Raw genomic sequence first — 16,701 nt, 5'->3', positions numbered from 1 at the left:
GCCAACGACGGTCGTCACGATCGCTGGCATCGCATCGCAAAGCCATTCGCAGTCGGCGTGACGGTAATGTCGCCGTGTTCGATAGTGCACGCGAACACGCCGCCCGCTTCCTTAACGGCATCGATGCAGGCATCGGACGGATGGCCGTATCGATTCCCCTCGCCCGCGCTCGCGAGGGAAAGCTCGGGCTTCAGGACGTCCAGTAACTCACCGTCGACTGAAACCTTAGAGCCGTGATGCCCAAGTTTAAGGACATCGATATCCCCCACCTCCTGCACGAATTCCCGTTCTTGGTCGAGCTCGGCATCACCGGTGAGGAGCAGACGCAGGCCCTTGCCTTTCTGAACATAAGAGAGCAGCAGGACAAGCGAATCCTCATTTCCCTCGCCATCCACGGACTCGAATGGCCACATCACGCGGGCGCAAAATGAGCCGATATCGACCGTATCCCCACGGCGCACCTGCCGATACTCCACGCCAGGTCGGTTCAATACCTCGGCAGGAGCATCCTCCAGCGCATCCGCCGCAACGGCAATCGTTCCAACCGAAAACTGTTCGAGCACATCGGGAAGACCACCCCAGTGATCCTCATCCCAATGCGTCACAAAGACGGCATCGATATGGTGCACGTTATTGCGAACCAAAGCCGCCACCACGCGCTCGTCGAGCCCGCAGTCGACGAGCGCTACTGCGCCGCCCTGGCGGATAAGAATCGCATCGGCCTGGCCCACATCGAACACCGTCACCGAAGGCGGAGCGAATCGATCCCAGTAGACGTACGGAATCGCAGCCAAGAGCACCAGACATGCAAGCCCCACCGCCATAGGACGTGCACGGGGACGCGGCCACCTGACCAGCAGAGCCGCCAGCAAACACGGCGCTAGGTAAATCCACATGCTATCGGGCGGCACACTCACAGATGCACCCGGCACGGCGGCAAACAGCTGCTCGAAGAATAGCGCGCAACGGGCGGCAATCATGGGCACAGCGAGCACCCAAGTCCGCAACGGTGCCACGAGCGAAAAGGGAACCAGCACGATCGACACAGCAAGCAGTACGCTCACCACCGGACCGATGACCGCATTTGCCAGCGGAGCAATGAGCGAGAACGTACCGAAGGCAGGAATGGTAATGGGGAGCGTCGCCAACTGCGAGCACAGCGTGACGGAAAGCATGCTGGCAATGCCCGATGGCACACCCAGCTCACCCAAAGCGTAGGTCGCATAGGGGCAAAAGCACAGGATGGCAAAGACGCTGGCACATGAAAGCTGAAAGCCCATCTCGAACAGCACCGTCGGCCGCAGTAGAACAAAGATGGACATGGTTACGAAGAGTGCCGATGCACCGTGCCGACGACGCCCCGCGTCGTTTACGACAAGCGTCACGAACACCATGCAGCACGCGCGCGCGGCCGAGGGAGACGCGCCCGTAAATGCAGCGTAGCCCACAAGCGTTATCGCCAATATCGCCCGCTGAAGACCACGTGAGCACCGAGTCTTTTGCAATACGCCCTCGATTACAAACCCCACGATAGCCAAATGGCTGCCCGAGACGGCGATAAGATGTGCCGTTCCCGTCACAGAAAACCAGTCGCCCGCCGGCTGGGCGCGCAGCTCGGCCGAACGACCGCAGACGACACCGGCTATGAGCGCACGCGCCGGGTCGGTCGCAGGCGCGATGGACGCAAGCAGCCCATTTCGCAGCCGAAGCAGCGGCCCCGGAGAACCCTCATCGACCGACACAATCCGAACGGCTTTAACCTTACGCACCTCGCCTCGGAGCACGCGCGATCGTCCATATGCCTCGTTCTCAAAACGCGAAACGCGACCGATAACACGCACGTGCGCCCCGACCTTGAGCTCACGATCACACGATAGGCGAACCGTTGCCAAGTTCTTACCGTCCGCGCGTGCCTCGCAGGTATAGGAATACACGTCGTCGTTTATGGATGGATCACCCTGCACGACAAACTCGAGGCCGCTTGCCGCTCGACCGTCGAGCGCCTTCGAGGCGCTGAGCACACCCACAGCCCACCACGCCGAGACGACCGCTCCCGCCACGAGACCGGCGGACGCGGCATACAGCCACCGCTTCAAAGGGGCAAGCCGCGCACAAGAGTGAGCCAGCACAACGAAAACCGCTGCCGCAACGGGAATGGCCCATAGCGGCCCGACCGCCGTCGCCCGCTCCCTCAGCAGCGCATCAGCGGCTATGCTGAGCACCAAGGCGCAGCTCACGCACATGCCGGCACACAGGGCCATCGTCCACGGAATCAGGGGTCGCGGAGGCATCACGTGCTCGCGCTCGGTCGCGCTCATACGCAGATGCAATCTTTGATTTTGGCAAGCTTCTTCTCGCCGATTCCCGACACACGCATCAGATCGTCAACCGAGGCGAAAGCACCGTTCTTTGTCCGCTCATCGATAATCGACTGGGCCATGGAGGGGCCGATGCCCGAAAGCGTCTGCAGCTCTTCTGCGCTTGCCGTATTGATGTTTACTAGGCCTGTTGCGCCACTAACGCCCGACGATGCGGAAGTCCCACCATCAACACCGGCTTCCGCAATGGACGCCTGCTGCTCCCCTACCGTTGGAACGTGAATTTTTTGTCCATCAGTGACCTTGGATGCACGATTAAGCCCCGTAACGTCTGCTTCGGGCGCCAGTCCGCCGGCGGCATCAATCGCCTGAGCCACCCGCGCCCCGTCTTTGAGGCGATATACACCGGGTGACACCACGGCGCCATCAACATCGACATAAACCTCTGCCGCGGCAGACGCCTTAGGCGAAGAGCCTTCGGATGTCTTTCCGCTCGAAGCATCGCCGGATCCCGGCTCCACTAACGTGCCCGAACCATCAGTGCGCTCAAACGACACACCGCCGGCACCGCCGCCAAGGTTCGCCATCGCCAGCCCACTCGCCATCGCAATGACGACCAGTATCGCCATCACCACTGCCTTATGACCGAGCAGTTTGCCCGCCCAGCGGTCCATCTTTTTGACTCGTTCGTGTTGTTCGCGCTGCGCCATAGCAAAACCTCCCAACACCATCGTGTCAGGAAAGGAGCTCCACAACAGCCACGCCCCAAAACCGGTTTTTGCGGTCAAACCAAAAACCGACCAAAACCTTGCACAAATCTGTCCATTTATTCAGGCACACGTCAGCAAATGAACGCTTAGCCGCAAAATGCCCAGATAGCAAAAGACCGACGATGCAGGCGCATCGTCGGTCTATGCACAAATTTACTCGTAATCTTGGTAAATCTCACGCGGAGCAAGCTCCGAATGTTTGCGTTTTAAGGTCTTAGGGGCCTTATACGTGTTGCTCTCGAAGTCGATGTACTCGGTCTGCTTGAGCAGGCGCTCGATCATCTCCTCATGATCGAACAACTCCCAGGCCTCATGCACGGCATCGAGTTTAGCGTGCGTCTCGGGTCGGCGCGGCATAAACAGCGTGCAGCAGTCGGGAGCGGCCTCAGTCGAGATATCGAACGTACCGATCTCCTCAGCACGCGCGATGATCTCCTGCTTGTCCGAACCGATGAGAGGACGGAACACGGGGATCTTCACGGCCTCGTTGACGGCCATGATGTTCTCAAGCGTTTGGGAGGCAACCTGCCCAAGCGATTCGCCCGTAACGATGGCCTTGGCGCCCTCGATGCGCGCAATGCGCTCGGCAACCGAATACATAATGCGACGATACATGATCACACGCAGGTTGCTGGGGCAGGTGACCGAAATCTCACGCTGGCAGTCGCCAAACGGCACCACGTACAGGCGGCCGATCTGGACACCCGGCTCAAGCGCACGGATGATGTCCTGCACCAAATACTCGCTCGTATCAGGCGTCTGCGGACGACCGGAGAAATGCACCGGCACGCACACCGCGCCGCGACGCGCGAGCATCCAGGTCGCCACCGGAGAATCGATACCCGACGACAGCAGCGTCACGACCTTGCCGGCAGAACCCACCGGCAGACCGCCCACGCCGCGCTCGGAGCGCGCGTACACATAAACGCTACCCTGGACCACCAGTACGTGCACCATCACATCGGGGTCGTGCATTTGAACCTTTTTATCGGGGAAGGCCTCACACAGTACCTCGCCCACCTGACGATTAATATCGATCGAGGTGAGCTCATAGTCGGTATTGGAGCGCTTGGCGTGCACCTTAAACGAATCGAAGGAACCAAACTCGCGCAGTGCCTTCACGGCGGCGGCGCAGTACTCCTGCGGGTCGCGGTTGGTGTGATACGCCATAGACACACGGGCAACGCCGGGGACGGTGCGAATGACACGCGCCGCCTCGTCGGCCTGATGCTCGTTAAAGGTCACGAGGATATAACCGGAAATTCGAGACACGGCGTTCACGGAAAAGGCGGCCAAGGCCGCCTTGATGTTATCCATGAGGATATGCTCAAAATGTGCGCGGTTCTTGCCCTTCAGTCCAACCTCGTGATAGTGGACCAGGCAAACGCGAGCTGCCATTTAGGCTTCAGCAACCTTATGGCCGAGCGCCTTCTCGTAACGGGCCTCGTCGTAAGAGATGTCGCCGTCGACAATCTCGTCCATAGCCATCGAGATGGTATCGGCACCGGAAAGCCCGATGGTGATGTCATCGACATCCTGGACGGCAAGCACGCGGTTGTGCTGGCCACGCAGCATGCTATTGATGTCGCAGGCGCGCTTGGAGGCAAGCGAAGCGAGCAGGAAGCGGTTGTGATCGGTCTTCTCCAGAAGATCGTCAATGCAAGGCTTTACAACGGACACGGACCTCAGATCCTTTCATGCATATCGAGAACGCGAACGAGCTCATCGGTCGCGCGGTCGAGATCGTCATTCACCACGACGTCGTCGTAGCGGTCGGCAAGGGCAAGCTCATCGGCGGCGTTTGCCATACGCAGCTCAATCGTCTCGGGCGTCTCGGTACCGCGACCGACTAGACGCTCGCGGAGCACCTCAAGCGAAGGCGGCTTGATAAAGATCAACACGGCCTCGGGGAAACGCTCCTTCACCTGCAGGGCGCCCTGGACATCGATCTCCAAAATCAGAGACGCGCCCGAGGCGAGCTTGGATGTGACCTCGCTCACCAACGTGCCGTAGCAGTTACCGTGGACCTCGGCCCACTCAACAAACTCACCGTTTGCCACGCGGCGGTCGAACTCCTCGCGCGTCAGAAAAAAGTAGTTGACGCCGTCGACCTCACCTTTGCGTGGTGCTCGCGTGGTAGCCGAAACCGTCAGACCCAGGTTCGAGCGGCGCTCGCGCACACGAGTGACGAGCGTACCCTTGCCTGCGCCTGACGGTCCAGAAATCACAAAGAGCTTGGAATCCTGAGCGCTCACTTATTTGGTCAGCTGCTCGAGGAGCTGCTCGCGCTGACGGACGCCGAGGCCCTGGACGCGACGAGTAGCGGAGATACCGAGCTCCTCCATGATCTTGGCGGCCTTGGCCTTGCCATAACCGGGGAGAGACTCGATGAGGGTGGAAACCTTCATGCGGGAAGCGATGGGGTCATCGGAGTTGAGCACGGACTCGAGGGACTTCTCGCCCTTCTTGATCTGCTCGCGAAGTTCAGCGCGGGCGTGACGTGCGGCAGCAGCCTTCTCAAGAGCCTGCTTGCGCTGCTCGTCGGTAAGCTGAGGGAGTGCCATTCGTACCTCCAAATAGTTGGGTTATATCTGATTCAATAATTGGCATTTTAGCACGTAGAACGTACAAAATGCCTAATCGCGGCTCCATAGGTTAGACGATACCCGCAAAAAGTGCAATATACTGCGCCCAAAGTTAAGCCCCTGACCTGCGATTCCACACAAAGGATGGGAAAGTTTACGCAGGCACAGGGGCTATTTTGTGCTAATGAGACCCAAAAGTGGTGACTTAGGGGAATCTTTTACGCGACGTTTTCGACCAGCTCGGCGACGATGGCGTCAAAGGCGGCAACCGGATCGTCGGCACCGGTGATGGGACGGCCCACCACAATGTGGCTTGCGCCACGCTCGATAGCCTGGGAAGGCGTCGCCACGCGGGACTGGTCGCCAAGGGCGGCACCCACCGGACGCACACCCGGAGTCACGATCAGGGCATCAGGACCCAGCAGCTCACGCATGTCGTGAGCCTCCATCGGTGAGCACACGATGCCATCGATGCCGTTGGCCTGAGCAAGCTTTGCCAAGCGGGCGGCCTCCTCGGCCACGGGCGACTCGACGCCGATCTCGCTCAAGGCATCCTGATTCATGCTCGTGAGCACGGTGATGGCGACGAGTTTGGCGCGGTCCTCACGCGCCTCCTCGGCACCCTCGCGGCAGGCAGCGAGCATAGCACCCGAGCCCAGGCCGTGGACCGAAAGCAGGTCGGCACCGGCAAGCGAGGCCGAGCGGGCAGCGCCGCGCACCTGATGCGGAATGTCATGGAACTTAAGGTCGAGGAAGACCTTAAAGCCAAGGTCCTTAAAGGTCTTGACGATCTGGGGACCCTCAGCGTAATAGAGCGTCATGCCGACCTTGAGCCAGGCGGCATGGCCCGAAAGCTCGTGGGCGAGCTCGAGCGCGCGCTCACGGTCGCAGTCGAGGGCGACGATAACACGGTCGCGGGCATCATTCTCTAGCATTCGAAAGCACCCACCAGCTCGTTGATGTCCTTTACGCCCTGGGACTCGGCCCAGGCCTCGAGCTCATGCGCGATCTTAAGCGAAGCACACGGATCGACGAAGTTGGCCATGCCGACCGACACGCAGGTGGCGCCGGCCAGGATAAACTCAGCCGCATCCTCGCCAGTCATGACACCGCCGACACCGTTGATGGGGATATCGACGGCCTGGGCAACCTCCCAGACCATGCGCACGGCGATGTGGTGGCAAAGCGGGCCAGAAAGGCCGCCCTTGGGCTTGGCCACGCGGGACTTGCGGGTATGAACATCGATGGCCATGCCTTGGATGGAGTTAATGACCGAAAGGCCGTCGGCTCCCGCGGCCTCGAGAGCCTTGGCAATCTCGGCGACGTTAACCGGAGCCATCTTGACGAACAGCGGCTTATCGGTCACCTTACGGCAGGCGGCCATGACGGAAGAGGCGCCCTCGGGCGTAGAGCCCATGGCGGCACCGCCGGCGGCGATGTTGGGGCAGCTCACGTTGATCTCGTAGCCGGCAGCCCAGGGGCATAGCTCGACATACATCTCGAGCGCGCGCACAAACTCATCAACGGAATGCCCGGCAACCTGGCAAATGACCTGGCAACCGTCCTTGGACAGCTGCTCGAGCCACGGGCCGGACTCACGGGCAAAGGCGGCGACACCGGGGTTCTGCAGGCCCACGGAGTTGATCATACCGCCAGGAATCTCGGCCATGCGGGGCGCAGGGTTGCCCGGCCAAGGCTCGGCGGCACAGCCCTTGGTGGTAATGGCGCCCAGCTGGGAAACATCAAAGAAGTTCTGGAACTGCCAACCGTAGCCAAAGGTACCGGCTGCGGTGTTAATGGGGTTCTGCATCTTGACGCCGCCGAAATCGACGGCCATGTTCACGGTACCCACTAGAAGACCACCACCTTGGAAGCATCGAACACGGGGCCGCACATACAAGCACCCTTCATACCGTCGACCGTCTCGACATTGCAGGTGTTGCAGGCGCCAAAGCCACAGCTCATCATGCGCTCGAGCGACACCTCGCAGTACACACCGGCCTCGGCGGCAGCGGCGGCGACCTTCTTCATCATGACGGCGGGGCCGCAGCTGGCGACGTAGTCGTAGCCGCCCTCTCCAAGCAGCTCGGCTGCCGGATCGGTGCAAAAACCGTGCGTGCCGAGCGAACCGTCGTCGGTGCACACGTTAACCGTGGCGCCCAGCGCGCGGAACTCATCGACACCCACGACTTTGGAAGCGGTGCCGAAGCCCAGGCACACGTCCACATCAACACCCTGCTCGGCAAGCATGCCGGCAAGACACAGCACAGGCGGAACGCCGATGCCACCGGCGACGAGCAGTGCCTTCCTGGTGCCCTCGGGTACCATCCAGCCACGGCCACCGGGGCCCAACAGGTTAGAGGTGGAGCCAGGGCCCATCTGGGACAAACGGCGGGTATCGTCGCCCACGACGGCGTACCACAGCTCGACGGTGCCGGCCTCGGCGTCGGCGCGGTAGAAACTCAAGGGCACACGAAGCAGAGAAGACGCATCGCCGGGGACGGCGATGTTCACAAACTGACCGGGCTTGAGCGCACTTGCAAGCTTGGGGGCCGAGATGACGAGCGAGAAGATGCCGTCGGCGATCTCCCGGTTCGAGACGACCTCGAAGTCGTGCATGCGTGCAGTGGAAGGTGTGGGCATAGACGCTCCAATCCCCCATGCGGTTGCATGGTCTAAACGAACAGAAAGCGCGGCACCGCAAGGGCGCCGCGCACAAAAGCGATAAGGCTATGCTAGCAGATGCAGCCGTCGGCGAGCGTCTGCTTGCCACCGACAAATACATCGGTGGCACGACCGGTGAGCGTGCGGCCGGCAAAACCGGAGTTCTCGGCGCGCGACTCGTAACCGTCCTCGCCAACCGTCCAGGTTGCGGAGGGGTCGAACACGGTCAGGTCGGCGACAGAGCCCGCCTTGACCTGAACCTGATCGAGGCCCAGAATCTCACGCGGCTTGATGGCCATGAGCTCGACCATGCGGCTCACGCTCATCTTGCCCGTGTTGACCAGCTCAGTGAGCACGAGCGACAGCGAAGTCTCGAGGCCAATCATTCCAAAGGGCGCGAGCTCGAACTCGCGGGCCTTCTCCCACGGGGTGTGGGGAGCGTGGTCGGTAACGATAGCGTCGACGGTACCGTCGATGACACCCTGACGGATGGCCTCGGCATCCTCGTCGGTGCGCAGCGGCGGATTGACCTTGAGCGAGGTGTTGTAGGTCTCGTCCAGGTCGTTCTCGGTCAGGAACATGTGGTGCGGGGTGGCCTCGCAGGTCACCTGGACACCGGCAGCCTTACCGGCACGCACGAGCTCCAGGCCATGAGCGGTGGAGATGTGCTGGATGTGCAGCTTGGCACCGGTCAGCTTGGCAATCTCGATGTCGCGGGCAATCTGAAGCTCCTCGCCGGCGGCCGGCCAACCCTCGAGGGCCAGACGGGTCGAGACCTTGCCCTCGTTGATCTGGCCGTGGCCGACCAGATCCTCGTCCTGGCAGTGGCTCATAAAGACCTTGCCGAACATCTTGCCGTAGTCCATGCAGCGACGGAGCATGCCCGCACCCTGCACGCCGCGACCGTCATCGGTGAAGGCGACGGCGCCGTGGGCGACCATATCGCCCATCTCGGACATAGCCTCGCCCTTAAGGCCGCGAGTCATAGCACCAGAAGGATAGACGCGGCAGTGGCCGACCTCGGCAGCGCGGGACTTGACGAACTCAACGACGGTTCCGTTATCGGTAACGGGGTCGGTGTTGGGCATGGCGCACACGCCGGTGAAGCCGCCCTTGGCAGCAGCGCGGGTGCCGCTCTCGATGTCCTCTTTGACCTCGTAGCCAGGCTCGCGCAGATGCACGTGCATATCCACCAGGCCGGGGACGAGATACTTGCCGGAAAGGTCGCGGACCTCGGCTCCCTCGGCGGCGAGGTTCTCGCCGACCTCGGCGATCTTGTCACCGTCGATCAGGACGTCGACGACACCGTCAAGCTCGACGGACGGATCGACGACGTGGGCATTCTTAAGAAGCAAGGCCATTATCGGCACCTCCAAGCAGCAGATACAGGATAGCCATACGCACGCAGATACCGGCGTAGACCTGCTCCAGGATGACGGAGCGTTGCGGGTGGTCGGCCATATAGGAGTCGAACTCAACGCCGCGGTTGATGGGGCCCGGGTGGCAGATAATCGCATCGGGCTTCATGAGCTTCTCGCGGTCCTTGGTCAGACCGAAGAGCTTGTGGTACTCACGAATCGTGGGGAACGGTGCGCCCTCGAGGCGCTCCTGCTGCACGCGCAACATGTAGACGACGTCCAGCTCGGGCAGGACGGAATCGAGGTCGCTCGTCACGTGGTCGCAGCCCAGGACCTCGGGCGCCGGCGGCAGCAGCGTGCCGGGGGCGACGGCGTAGGTCTCGCAGCCCATGATCTTAAGTGCGGGGATCAGCGAGCCGCACACGCGGGAGTGCGCGATATCGCCGACGACGGCGACCTTCAGACCGTGGAAGTCACCCTTGTGCTCCCAGATGGTGTACAGGTCGAGCAGGGCCTGCGTGGGGTGGTTGTGCTTGCCGTCGCCGGCGCAGATGACGCTCGCGGGCGAGTTCTGCGTGACGATGTAGGGAGCACCGGCGTGCTTATCGCGAACGACGATGCAATCAATCTTGTAGGCGTTGAGGGTCTCGACGGTGTCGACGAGGCTCTCGCCCTTGACCGTGGAGGTCGAGGAGCCGCCAAAGTTGAGGCTGTCGGCCGAAAGGCGCTTCTCGGCGAGCTCGAAGGAGCTGCGGGTGCGCGTCGAGGGCTCGTTGAACATGTTGACGATGGTCTTGCCCTTGAGCGTGGGGACCTTCTTGATCGCACGCTCGTTGACCTCAGAGAACGCCTTGGCGGTCTCGAGGATGAGCTTGATGTCCTCTTCGGAGTACTCGGTAATGTCGATCAGGTGCTTATGGTTGAACGCCACGGTACTACTCACCTCCCAGCGGCGCGGAGCCCACGTGGGAACCCGGCGCGACGTCGTTAATCTCGACGGCGGTGTGGCCGTCGACTTCCTTCATATATAGGTGCACGTTCTCCTCATGCGACGAGGGAACGTTCTTGCCGACAAAGTCCGGCGAGATGGGGAGCTCACGGTGACCGCGGTCAACGAGAACTGCCAGCTCGATGCGGCTCGGACGGCCCAGGTCCATGACGGCATCCAGAGCGGCGCGGATAGTACGGCCCGTATACAGGATGTCGTCCACCAGCACGACGCGCTTGCCGTCGACGCTGAAGGGAATGTTGGTAGCGTGGATCGCGGGAGCGAAATTGGTCGCATAGTCATCGCGGTAGAAGCTGATGTCCAGGCTGCCGAGCGGAACGTCGACGCCCTCGATCTCCTTGATCTCCTCGGCGAGCTTCTTTGCCAGAAGGTCGCCGCGCGTGACGATGCCGACCAGAGCGAGGTCTTCACAGCCCTCGTTGCGCTCGAGAATCTCGTGCGCGATGCGGGTCATCGCTCGATTGACGGCGGTCTCGTCCATGATGACCGCCTTGGGGGAAGTCGTGCCCATCGATCTCCTTCCTCACATGTCTTGACTGCTGACACAGTCAAAAAAATAGATGCCCGACCGCTTAAAGCGGACCAGACACCCACAGGAAGGGCTGCTCTTTGGCAGCTATGTAATTCCATGTGGGTATCTCGTACCCCTTTAATGGTCAAGGGATAGTGTAGCCAACCTCGAGCTTAATTGCGAGCATAAATACAGAACAATCCGTAAACGGAGCCCAATGCTCCATAAACCTATATATATTTGTGGGACGAGCTTGAAAACACACGCACGAGCTGGCATAATCCCCTCTGCTGCACGCAAATCGGATCTACGTCCAGGGCCGTAGCGTGGGCACTATCGCCAAAAGAGGAATATCTCTGTGTAGATTGCGCACAGGGAGCGACTTCTGTGCTATAGTTCAAGCTTGTTTGTTAACGCGACATGTTCGTTTGTCGCCCAAGGAGGGTCAGTTATGTCCAAAGTTTGCGAAGTTTGCGGTAAGCACCCCGTTGCCGGTCGCTCCATCAGCCACTCTCACCGCGTCACCAACCGTAAGTTCCGCCCCAACATCCAGCGCGTCTACGTCGTCGTCGATGGTCACCGTCGCAAGATGAACGTTTGCTCCACCTGCCTCAAGTCTGGCAAGGTTGCGCGCTCCTAAATAAGGTCTTACCAACAAGTACCTCGGACTCTCCGGGTCAAAGACCTCGCGTTCATATAGAACTATAAGAAACCGCTTTCTTTTGAGAAGGCGGTTTCTTTTCTATCTATCCAGGAATGCAAAACCAGAGTGAAAATGCACTCATTGGGGACAGACTTACATGAGTGTTTTCACGCATTGGGGACAGACATGACGCACGCATGCGGCGTCCCGATCGGCTCCGGCCCCTATCTCACGCTGCATCCTTCCAGCCTGCAGTAGCCTTGGTCACGCTTGTGGCGCCGATACCGGTGATACGGGCAATTTGCTTGACCGTGAGATGTGCCCGCCTGAGCCTCAGCAGGCAGGCATCGCGTTCGGGGCGTGGCAGGGCCTTGAGCAACGCAGGATCTATGCTCGTCAGGACTTCGCGTGCAACGAAAAGGGCCTCCTCATCGGGGATCCGCCGGCGCGGAAGAACCTCCACTGACCAGATGCGCCCGGCAACTTTCTTGAGATGCTCGCAATAGCGACGGGAGCCTCCGACAACATCAAGCATAGGGGCCGCATCACAGATGTCAAAGGGATCATAGCCCAGCTGATACGCCTTATAGCTTGACCAGCGGTACGCCTCGAGCGAGTCAAGCGCACCCTTCACGGGATTGAGATGAATATAGTCGAGCAGCTGCACTGCCTGCGTGTCCGACTCAACCGCGACCCGCGAATAGCGATTGTCAAACAGATGGCCCGTTCTTCCCGTTTTCCCATTGAAATACTTGGCATACGCCGTCAGCGCGCACTGCATTGCCTTTGAAAGGTTGTCATATGGGTCATCAACCATCAAATGGAAGTGGTTGTCCATAAGACACCAGGCCAACACCGCCACGTCATGGCACGCAAACCTGTCCGATATGTCCGATAGGAAACGATAGCGGTCGGAATCATCTTCAAAAATGATCTGTTTGGAGTTACCGCGGTCAAAGACGTGGTAATAGCCGGTGAGCGAAATTTCGCGGGCGCATCGGGGCATGGTCTCTCCTTTCAAAGCCGTACAGGCAACACCTAAAAGGAGAGAAGGAACGCGAAATGCTGAGCCTTTGACCTATTTATATCCAATCAGCAACAAAAACAGGCCCAAAACGACAAAATCGCAAATCGATGTCTGTCCCAAATGAGTGAAACCACTCATGTAAGTCTGTCCCCAATGAGCGGGGCGATGCACTATCAGATAGTTTTAGTTAAAACGCTTCATTTTATTGAAGCGTTTTAGTGTGCCTTTTACGGGAATCTTACCGTTTACCGAATTATTTCTTGCTATCATGCAAGACGTAGGGTAAATCTCCGATCGCAAGGAGACACAAATGGTGAAAAAGTCACCGGAAAACACTACTCCCGCAATTGTGGACAACGTAGAGGCGCTTGAGGCTAAGCTCGCTCAGATGCGAGAGGCCCAGGCGCTTTTTGCTACGTACACGCAGGAGCAGGTCGACAAGATCTTCTATGAGGCCGCCATGGCCGCCAACAAGGCTCGTATCCCGTTGGCGAAGATGGCCATCGAGGAGACCGGCCGCGGCGTTCTTGAGGACAAGGTCATCAAGAACCACTACGCCGCAGAGTACATCTACAACGCTTACAAGAACACCAAGACCTGTGGCGTTCTGGAGCGCGACGAGGCCTACGGCATCACCAAGATCGCTGAGCCCATCGGCATCGTGGGCGCCGTCATCCCGACGACCAACCCCACCTCCACCGCGATCTTCAAGACGCTGATCAGTCTGAAGACCCGCAACGCCATCATCATCTCCCCGCACCCGGCTGCCGCCAAGTGCACCATCGCCGCCGCCAAGCTCGTACTTGACGCCGCCGTCAAGGCCGGCGCCCCCGAGGGCATCATCGGCTGGGTCGATGTCCCCTCCATCGAGCTGACCAACATGGTCATGCGCGACGTCGACATCATCCTCGCCACCGGTGGCCCGGGCATGGTCAAGGCCGCCTACTCCTCGGGCAAGCCTGCCCTGGGCGTTGGCGCCGGTAACACCCCGGTCGTCATCGACGACACCGCCGACGTGCTGCTCGCCGTCAACTCCATCATCCACTCCAAGACCTTCGACAACGGCATGATCTGCGCTTCCGAGCAGTCTGTGACCGTCATCGACACCATCTATGACCAGGTTAAGGCCGAGTTCCAGAAGCGCGGCTGCTACTTCGTCAAGCAGGGTGCCGAGATGGAGGCACTGCGTGCCGCCATGTTCAAGAATGGCGCCCTCGATCACCGCATCCCCGGCATGGCTGCTGCCAAGATCGCTGAGCTCGCCGGCATCGAGGTTCCCGCCAAGACCAAGATCCTGATCGCCGAGGTCACCTCCACCGACCCCGCCAAGGAGGAGTTCTCCCACGAGAAGCTCTCCCCGGTCCTGGCCATGTATCACGCCAAGGACTTCCAGGAGGCCGTCGACAAGGCCGAGCACCTGGTGCTCGCCGGTGGCCCGGGCCACACCGCCTCTCTGTACGTGCACCCCGCCCAGGCCGAGAAGATCAGCCTGTTCGAGCACGTCATGAAGGCCTGCCGTATCGTCATCAACACCCCGTCCTCGCACGGCGGCATCGGTGACCTGTACAACTTTGGCATGAAGCCGTCTCTGACCCTGGGCTGCGGCTCCTGGGGCGGCAACTCCGTCTCCGAGAACGTTGGGGTGAAGCACTTGATCAACGTTAAGACTGTGGCCGAGCGCCGTGAGAACATGCTGTGGTTCCGCGCTCCCGAGAAGGTCTACTTCAAGAAGGGTTCCACGCCCGTCGCCCTCGACGAGCTCGGTACCGTCATGGGCAAGAAGCGCGCCTTCATCGTCACCGACCAGTTCCTCTTCAAGAATGGCAACACCCGCGCCATCGAGGCCAAGCTCGACGAGATGGGCATCGCCCACGACTGCTTCTACGACGTCGAGCCCGATCCGTCGCTGCAGTGCGCACGTCGCGGCGCCAAGCAGATGGCTCTCTTTGAGCCGGACGTCATCATCGCCGTCGGCGGTGGCTCCGCTATGGACGCCGGCAAGATCATGTGGATGATGTACGAGCACCCCGAGTGCAAGTTTGAGGACATGGCCATGGACTTCATGGACATCCGCAAGCGTATCTTCACTTTCCCCGAGATGGGCAAGAAGGCCTACTTCGTCGCCGTCCCGACCTCTTCGGGTACCGGCTCCGAGTGCACGCCGTTCGCCATCATCACCGACAAGGAGACCGGCATCAAGTGGCCGCTCGCCGACTACGCGCTGCTCCCCAACATGGCTATCGTCGACGCCGACAACTGCATGACCGCCCCGCGCGGCCTGACCGCTGCCTCCGGCATCGACGTCATGACCCACGCCATCGAGTCCTACGTCTCCATCATGGCTTCCGACTACACCAAGGGCCTCTCCGAGCGCGCTGCTAAGCTCGTCTTCGAGAACCTGCCCTCCAGCTTCACGAACGGCGCCAAGGACCCGCATGCCCGCGAGGAGATGCACAACGCCTCTTGCATGGCCGGCATGGCCTTCGCCAACGCCTTCCTGGGCCTCAACCACTCCATGGCTCACAAGCTCGGCGCCTTCCATCACCTGCCCCACGGCCTCGCCAACGCCGTCATCCTGACCCGCGTTATGCGCTACAACGCCGCCGAGGCTCCCGTCAAGATGGGTACCTTCTCCCAGTATCCTTACCCCAACGCGCTGCACAACTACGCCGAGATGGCCAAGTACTGCGGCATCGAGGGCAAGGACGACAAGGAGGTCTTCGAGAACTTCATCACGAAGCTCGAGGAGCTCAAGGACTTCATCGGCGTCAAGAAGACCATCGCCGACTACGGTGTTGACGAGCAGTACTTCCTCGACACCCTCGACGAGATGACCGAGCAGGCATTCAACGACCAGTGCACCGGCGCAAACCCGCGCTACCCGCTCATGAGCGAGATCAAGGAGCTCTACCTGGACGCCTACTACGGCCGCGAGCCTCAGGACTACGCCGTCTGCTAGTTTTAGCACGGTTTTTAACGGCGGGGGTGCACGGGTGTTTCACACATCCCCGCCGTCGCTTCTATCGCATCGTTGAAAGGATGCAACCATGCTGCTACCCGATTCCAAGACCGAGCTCGTCCGCCGTGGCAACAAGGTCGTTTACGACCTGGGCGACAAGATCGTCAAGGTCTTTAACGAGACCAAGCCTGTCTCCGACGTGTTCAACGAGGCTTTGAATCTTGCCCGCATCAATGAGTGCGGCATCCGCAGCCCCAAGGCTCTCGAGGTTTCCCAGCTCGAGAACGCCAACGGCTGGGCGCTCGTGACCGAGAAGGTTCCGGGCACCACCCTTGCCGAGAAGATGACTGCTGAGCCCCAGCGCTTTGGTGAGTATCTCGAGATGTTCGTCGACCTCCAGATCGAGATCCACGGCTATACCTCCCCGCTGCTCAACCGTCAGCGCGACAAGTTCGCCCGCATGATCGACAGCCTTGATCAGCTCAATGCCACCACGCGCTACAACCTTCAGGAGCGTCTGGACGGCATGACCAAGGAGTTCAAGGTCTGCCACGGCGACTTCAACCCCTCCAACGTCATCGTCGGCGACGACGGCCAGCTCTATGTGTGCGACTGGGCACACGCCACCCAGGGCTCCCCTGCTGCCGACGTTGCCACCACCTACCTGCTCTTCGCCCTCAACAGCAAGGACCAGGCTGAGGCCTACTTGGAGCTCTACTGCGACCGCGCCGATATGCCCATGCAGGTCGTGCGTCAGTGGACGAGCATCGTCGCCGCTTCCGAGCTCGCTCGTAAGCGCAACGTGAACGATGAGTTCCTGAAGAACTGGATCGACGTCGTCGATTATCAGTAATATC

General features: G+C 60.3%; 16 protein-coding genes. 3 read left to right on the top strand and 13 right to left on the bottom strand.

Features of this window, described 5'->3' with window-relative positions:
* Positions 1-14: 14 nt before the first annotated feature.
* The 12 genes from DXD24_RS06220 to pyrR form a co-directional block, all read right to left on the bottom strand.
* Positions 15-2,318, bottom strand: a complete 2,304-nt coding sequence (locus tag DXD24_RS06220; RefSeq protein WP_117564274.1) for a DNA internalization-related competence protein ComEC/Rec2 — start codon at positions 2,316-2,318, stop codon at positions 15-17.
* Positions 2,315-3,028: a ComEA family DNA-binding protein gene (locus DXD24_RS06215; protein ID WP_117564273.1), complete on the bottom strand. Its 714-nt coding sequence runs from the start codon at positions 3,026-3,028 to the stop codon at positions 2,315-2,317. The genes DXD24_RS06220 and DXD24_RS06215 overlap by 4 nt, the downstream gene beginning before the upstream one ends.
* A gap of 213 nt (positions 3,029-3,241) precedes the next feature.
* Complete coding sequence (thiI, locus tag DXD24_RS06210) at positions 3,242-4,486, bottom strand: tRNA uracil 4-sulfurtransferase ThiI (protein ID WP_117564272.1); 1,245 nt, start codon at positions 4,484-4,486, stop codon at positions 3,242-3,244.
* Entirely contained in the window at positions 4,487-4,768 is a 282-nt protein-coding gene (locus DXD24_RS06205) for a DNA-directed RNA polymerase subunit omega (protein ID WP_035138532.1), read from the bottom strand.
* 5 nt (positions 4,769-4,773) lie between these two features.
* Entirely contained in the window at positions 4,774-5,343 is a 570-nt protein-coding gene (gene gmk, locus DXD24_RS06200) for a guanylate kinase (RefSeq protein WP_006236131.1), read from the bottom strand.
* Entirely contained in the window at positions 5,344-5,652 is a 309-nt protein-coding gene (mihF, locus tag DXD24_RS06195; protein WP_006236130.1) for an integration host factor, actinobacterial type, read from the bottom strand.
* A 239-nt stretch (positions 5,653-5,891) separates the two neighbouring features.
* Entirely contained in the window at positions 5,892-6,608 is a 717-nt protein-coding gene (gene pyrF, locus DXD24_RS06190) for an orotidine-5'-phosphate decarboxylase (RefSeq protein ID WP_117564271.1), read from the bottom strand.
* Positions 6,602-7,510, bottom strand: coding sequence for a dihydroorotate dehydrogenase (locus DXD24_RS06185; RefSeq protein WP_006236128.1), 909 nt, complete (start codon positions 7,508-7,510; stop codon positions 6,602-6,604). Before DXD24_RS06185 ends, pyrF begins: the two co-directional genes overlap by 7 nt.
* 14 nt (positions 7,511-7,524) lie before the next feature.
* Positions 7,525-8,292 carry a dihydroorotate dehydrogenase electron transfer subunit gene (locus DXD24_RS06180; protein ID WP_117564270.1) on the bottom strand — a complete coding sequence of 256 codons (768 nt, stop codon included), beginning with the start codon at positions 8,290-8,292 and terminating at the stop codon, positions 7,525-7,527.
* A gap of 116 nt (positions 8,293-8,408) precedes the next feature.
* On the bottom strand, positions 8,409-9,698 hold the full coding sequence (locus DXD24_RS06175; RefSeq protein WP_117564269.1) for a dihydroorotase: 1,290 nt from the start codon (positions 9,696-9,698) through the stop codon (positions 8,409-8,411).
* Entirely contained in the window at positions 9,682-10,626 is a 945-nt protein-coding gene (locus DXD24_RS06170) for an aspartate carbamoyltransferase catalytic subunit (RefSeq protein ID WP_035138537.1), read from the bottom strand. The genes DXD24_RS06175 and DXD24_RS06170 overlap by 17 nt, the downstream gene beginning before the upstream one ends.
* Positions 10,627-10,630: 4 nt before the next feature.
* Positions 10,631-11,215, bottom strand: coding sequence for a bifunctional pyr operon transcriptional regulator/uracil phosphoribosyltransferase PyrR (gene pyrR, locus DXD24_RS06165; protein WP_006236123.1), 585 nt, complete (start codon positions 11,213-11,215; stop codon positions 10,631-10,633).
* Positions 11,216-11,666: 451 nt separating this feature from the next.
* Here pyrR and rpmB point away from each other — a divergent pair, with 451 nt between their 5' ends.
* A complete protein-coding gene (gene rpmB / locus DXD24_RS06160) occupies positions 11,667-11,855 on the top strand; it encodes a 50S ribosomal protein L28 (RefSeq protein WP_022094725.1) in 189 nt (62 codons plus the stop codon).
* Between the two features lie 232 nt (positions 11,856-12,087).
* Here the strand turns inward: rpmB and DXD24_RS06155 are convergent, their stop codons facing one another.
* Positions 12,088-12,864: a transposase gene (locus tag DXD24_RS06155; protein ID WP_117564268.1), complete on the bottom strand. Its 777-nt coding sequence runs from the start codon at positions 12,862-12,864 to the stop codon at positions 12,088-12,090.
* A gap of 331 nt (positions 12,865-13,195) precedes the next feature.
* Between DXD24_RS06155 and adhE the strand changes: the two genes are divergently transcribed.
* A complete protein-coding gene (adhE, locus tag DXD24_RS06150; protein WP_055250041.1) occupies positions 13,196-15,844 on the top strand; it encodes a bifunctional acetaldehyde-CoA/alcohol dehydrogenase in 2,649 nt (882 codons plus the stop codon).
* Between the two features lie 88 nt (positions 15,845-15,932).
* Positions 15,933-16,697: an aminoglycoside phosphotransferase family protein gene (locus DXD24_RS06145; protein WP_006236119.1), complete on the top strand. Its 765-nt coding sequence runs from the start codon at positions 15,933-15,935 to the stop codon at positions 16,695-16,697.
* Positions 16,698-16,701: the final 4 nt, after the last annotated feature.

Origin of the sequence: Collinsella sp. TF12-2AT, from assembly GCF_003436735.1 — a bacterium.
Taxonomy (GTDB): Bacteria; Actinomycetota; Coriobacteriia; order Coriobacteriales; family Coriobacteriaceae; genus Collinsella.
The sequence above is the reverse complement of the archived record's forward strand: the minus strand, read 5'-3'. Positions and strand labels throughout refer to the sequence as shown.

What these genes read in the sequence shown, in the direction of transcription:
- DXD24_RS06145 (WP_006236119.1), top strand. Translation starts at nt 15,933, where the DNA reads ATGCTGCTACCCGATTCCAAGACCGAGCTCGTCCGCCGTGGCAACAAG.
- pyrR (WP_006236123.1), bottom strand. Translation starts at nt 11,215, where the DNA reads ATGGGCACGACTTCCCCCAAGGCGGTCATCATGGACGAGACCGCCGTC.
- pyrF (WP_117564271.1), bottom strand. Translation starts at nt 6,608, where the DNA reads ATGCTAGAGAATGATGCCCGCGACCGTGTTATCGTCGCCCTCGACTGC.
- DXD24_RS06185 (WP_006236128.1), bottom strand. Translation starts at nt 7,510, where the DNA reads ATGGCCGTCGATTTCGGCGGCGTCAAGATGCAGAACCCCATTAACACC.
- DXD24_RS06220 (WP_117564274.1), bottom strand. Translation starts at nt 2,318, where the DNA reads ATGAGCGCGACCGAGCGCGAGCACGTGATGCCTCCGCGACCCCTGATT.
- DXD24_RS06180 (WP_117564270.1), bottom strand. Translation starts at nt 8,292, where the DNA reads ATGCACGACTTCGAGGTCGTCTCGAACCGGGAGATCGCCGACGGCATC.
- thiI (WP_117564272.1), bottom strand. Translation starts at nt 4,486, where the DNA reads ATGGCAGCTCGCGTTTGCCTGGTCCACTATCACGAGGTTGGACTGAAG.
- DXD24_RS06215 (WP_117564273.1), bottom strand. Translation starts at nt 3,028, where the DNA reads ATGGCGCAGCGCGAACAACACGAACGAGTCAAAAAGATGGACCGCTGG.
- mihF (WP_006236130.1), bottom strand. Translation starts at nt 5,652, where the DNA reads ATGGCACTCCCTCAGCTTACCGACGAGCAGCGCAAGCAGGCTCTTGAG.
- DXD24_RS06155 (WP_117564268.1), bottom strand. Translation starts at nt 12,864, where the DNA reads ATGCCCCGATGCGCCCGCGAAATTTCGCTCACCGGCTATTACCACGTC.
- DXD24_RS06175 (WP_117564269.1), bottom strand. Translation starts at nt 9,698, where the DNA reads ATGGCCTTGCTTCTTAAGAATGCCCACGTCGTCGATCCGTCCGTCGAG.
- adhE (WP_055250041.1), top strand. Translation starts at nt 13,196, where the DNA reads ATGGTGAAAAAGTCACCGGAAAACACTACTCCCGCAATTGTGGACAAC.
- rpmB (WP_022094725.1), top strand. Translation starts at nt 11,667, where the DNA reads ATGTCCAAAGTTTGCGAAGTTTGCGGTAAGCACCCCGTTGCCGGTCGC.